Annotated in this window: 2 protein-coding genes; both read left to right on the top strand. The window is 61.8% G+C overall.

Features of this window, described 5'->3' with window-relative positions; genetic code table 11:
• The first annotated feature begins 167 nt into the window (after window positions 1-167).
• Complete coding sequence (locus QZ213_RS26310; protein WP_291688984.1) at window positions 168-1,331, top strand: IS110 family transposase; 1,164 nt, start codon at window positions 168-170, stop codon at window positions 1,329-1,331.
• Between the two features lie 855 nt (window positions 1,332-2,186).
• Window positions 2,187-3,179 (top strand): ABC transporter substrate-binding protein, encoded by a 993-nt coding sequence (locus QZ213_RS26305; protein WP_291688983.1) that lies wholly within the window; start codon window positions 2,187-2,189, stop codon window positions 3,177-3,179.
• Window positions 3,180-3,397 lie beyond the last annotated feature (218 nt).

The following is a 3,397-nucleotide window of genomic DNA, read 5'->3' as shown; positions in this document are numbered from 1 at the left end:
GAGCGGATCAAGCGGTTGGCCGACGACTGGCTCCCGAAACCGCGAATCCTTCATCCGTGGCCAGAAAGTCGCTTCGCCGTTAGACACCCAAGGTGGGAGAAGCTATGGGGCGGGCGGCGGAGGTCGTGGCACCTTCATCGTCCCTACGAACCGATGGAGGTTGCCCCGTGGCCCAAGTCAATGATCTCAGCCGAAGCCTGACCGCGTTTGATCCGATCTCGACCTTGGTGGTGGTCGTCGAGATGAGCAAGGCGAGCTGGCTGGTGAGCGGCGTTGTTCCCGGCGTCGAGCGCCAGCCGTTGAAGAAACTGGAGCCGGATGCGACGGCACTGTTACGATTGATCGAGCGGTGGCGGAACGAGGCGGTGCGTGCTGGCCGGCCGATCAGCCGGATCGCGCTGGCCTATGAGGCTGGCCGCGACGGCTTCTGGCTGGCGCGCTGGCTTATTGCTCGTGGGATCGAGGCGCATGTCATCCATTCGGCAAGCGTTGCGGTGTCACGCGAGCGCAAGCGGGCGAAGACGGATCGTCTGGATGCGGCGATGTTGATGCGCGTATTCCTGGGATGGTTGCGCGGTGAGCGGGGGCACTGCGGGATGGTGGCGATCCCGACGATGGAGGAGGAGGATGCGAGGCGCCCGAGCCGCGAGCGCGAGAGCCTTGTCGACGAGCGCTCACGCATCACCAACCGCATGAAGAGTGCGCTCGCCCGTCTCGGGATCCGGGGGTTCAAGCCGCATCTGCGCAAGGCGCCTGAGCGTCTGGCAGGTCTGCGGACAGCGGAGGGCACGGGCCTGCCGGCAAACATCACCGACGAGTTCCGGCGCGACATGGCTCGGCTGGCACTGGTCCGTGAGCAGATCAGCTCGATCGAGAAGACACGTGCCGAGCGGCTCGAGCGGGCACCAGATACAGGTCCGCATGCGATGGTGCGGCTGCTCGCCAGGGTGATCGGTATCGGCATCGAGACGGCGGACATGCTGGTGCGGGAGATCCTGTCGCGGAAGCTTCGAGATCGAAGAGCGGTGGCGCGCTACGCCGGGCTCACGGGATCGCCCGACGAGAGCGGTTTGAAACGCCGAGAGAAGGGCCTGGCCAAGGCCGGCAATGCGCGGGTACGACGTGGGCTGATCCAGTTGGCGTGGCGCTTCCTGATGTTCCAGAAAGACAGTGCGCTGGCGCAGTGGTATCGCACGCGGACCGAGGGGCCGAGCGGCGCGCGCAAGACGACGATGATCGTGGCACTGGCGCGCAAGCTGCTGATAGCGCTGTGGCGCCTGGTCACGACCGGCGAGGTGCCGGACGGTGTCGAGCTGCGGCCGGCGGCGTGAGCAACACTCTAGAACGAGAAAGGACAAACAGGGTTCGGCACCTGACCGCACTTGATGCGCCGGGTAGCCGATGACGATCCGAGGTGGCGGCAATCCGCATTCGGCTATGGCTGCAATGCCGCTGAGAGAATGGACCCGCCGCCTCGGAGCCTTGCCCGCAGAAGCGTATGACTGCTTCATGGTCGGGACTCTATACGGGTTCAACCGAATACAAGCGTGGTTCGCGCGATTGATCGCGGCCAATGGCAGGCTCCCCTCGGATCATCGCGCGGCCAACCACCCGATCGCCGGCAGCCTGCCGCCGTGCTCGCGTCCGTCAAGGACAAGCCTTCGGCGGCGCTGAAGAAGCGCCGTCCTTGACCGCCGCTGCGCGCGACGGCGATGGAAATATGCGGTCGGGACGGAAGAATGCTCGCGGCGCGGGTCGAACAAAAGAATGGAATGCAAAGGACGACCAAAATGGCGTGACGCCACCTTGACAAAGAAAGCCCCATACAAGCCGTATGCCCGAATTGGGCCCGTACGGATCTGTGCGGGGGGCGCGGGGTAACTCGCGTCCCTACCGCGAAAGTGGCTGGTAGCCGGTCAAAACGACGCGATTGACCCAACTGCGACATTTGACCCGTCACCGTCTTGAACCCATTTTGAATTGAGCGGGGCACCGTCGAACTGACGCGATTGACCCCTCTGAGACATTCGCCGTGAATGCTGCGCGTACAGGAACACCCGTGATACCTGGGGCGTGCGAACCTCGGAATAGATGCGCCTTACCGGAGTTCATATCGGTGAGCTAAGCCGGTCCGTATAGGTTATAATAGGCGGATATCGTGGCCCCGTAGCGCTCGGAGGCATCACATGCAACGGCGAAATTTCATCACGCTTCTCGGCAGCTCGGCGGCTTCCGGGGTTTCTTGGCCGTTCGCCACTTCGGCACAGACAACGTCCAAGATCTATCGGCTTGGGACACTTGGCCCTAGGGATCCTTTTGATGACAAGAGCCCGTTCGGCTCGATCCTTGTCCGTGTGCTGGCGCAGCGCGGCTATACGCTTGGACAAAATCTAGCTCTCGACGCTCGCGGGGCGAAGGGAGATATTCACCACGTGCCTCAACTCCTTCGGGAAATGAAGGAAGACAAGACCGACGCATTGGTTGTCAACGGCTTTCCAGTTGCTCTCGCTGCCAAGACGGCGGGTATTCCCACGGTCGTCGCCTTCGGCGCTGGCGATCCAGTAGCCACCGGCCTAGTGCAAAGTTTGTCCCGGCCGGGCGGCAACATCACGGGCATATCGGACAACGCGACCGAACTTTCCACCAAGCGCCTGTCGTTACTTAAGCAGTTGAATCCCAAACTGCACCGAGTCGCGATGCTGTGGAACAAGGAAGACCTCGGCATGTCGATGCGCTACCAGGCATCGGCCGATGTAGCTCAATCGGTTGGCGTCACCGTCATGCCGCTCGGCGTGCGTGAGCCCGACGATTTCAACGAGGCCTTCGCAGCGATGAACCGCGAGCCGCCGGACGCCATTCTCATGGTGTCCGACGCGCTAACCACGCTTAACAGGAAGCGCGTGTTCGATTACGCCGCCGAGCGAAAACTGCCGGCGATCTACGAGTACGACTTCCTTGTTCGGGACGGCGGCCTGATGTCGTATGGTGCAGATCTAAAGGAGTCGTTCGAGCGCGCCGGCGACCTGGTCGCTCGTATCTTCAAGGGGGCACAGCCAGGTGATCTGCCGTTCGAACAGCCGACGCACTATCCGTTTGTGATCAATCTGAAAACCGCTAAAGCCACCGGAATTGAGTTGCCACCGAATCTGGTGGCGCTCGCCGACGAAGTAATTGAATGACTGTGCATCGACTTCCGAGTTTGGCACATTTCGGAAATGCCGCGATGTCTGACTTGAGTCCGTTATCGGGAGCAAAGCGGAAATTGGATTTCGGGGCGGTCAGGTCAGCTTTGACCCGAAGGAAACATCGCAAGTCACCTCAATCATCGCGAACGTATGCGCTAGACCCCTGTCTCCCCGTAGCATTACGGTCCTGAGTGAAGTCGTCGGACCGACGT

It is taken from the genome of Bradyrhizobium sp. (assembly GCF_017881085.1).
Lineage (GTDB): Bacteria > Pseudomonadota > Alphaproteobacteria > Rhizobiales > Xanthobacteraceae > Bradyrhizobium.
This window is presented reverse-complemented; position numbering and strand designations above follow the sequence as displayed.

Excerpts from the sequence above, each read along its gene's own strand:
- QZ213_RS26305 (WP_291688983.1), top strand. The coding sequence starts at position 2,187 with ATGCAACGGCGAAATTTCATCACGCTTCTCGGCAGCTCGGCGGCTTCC.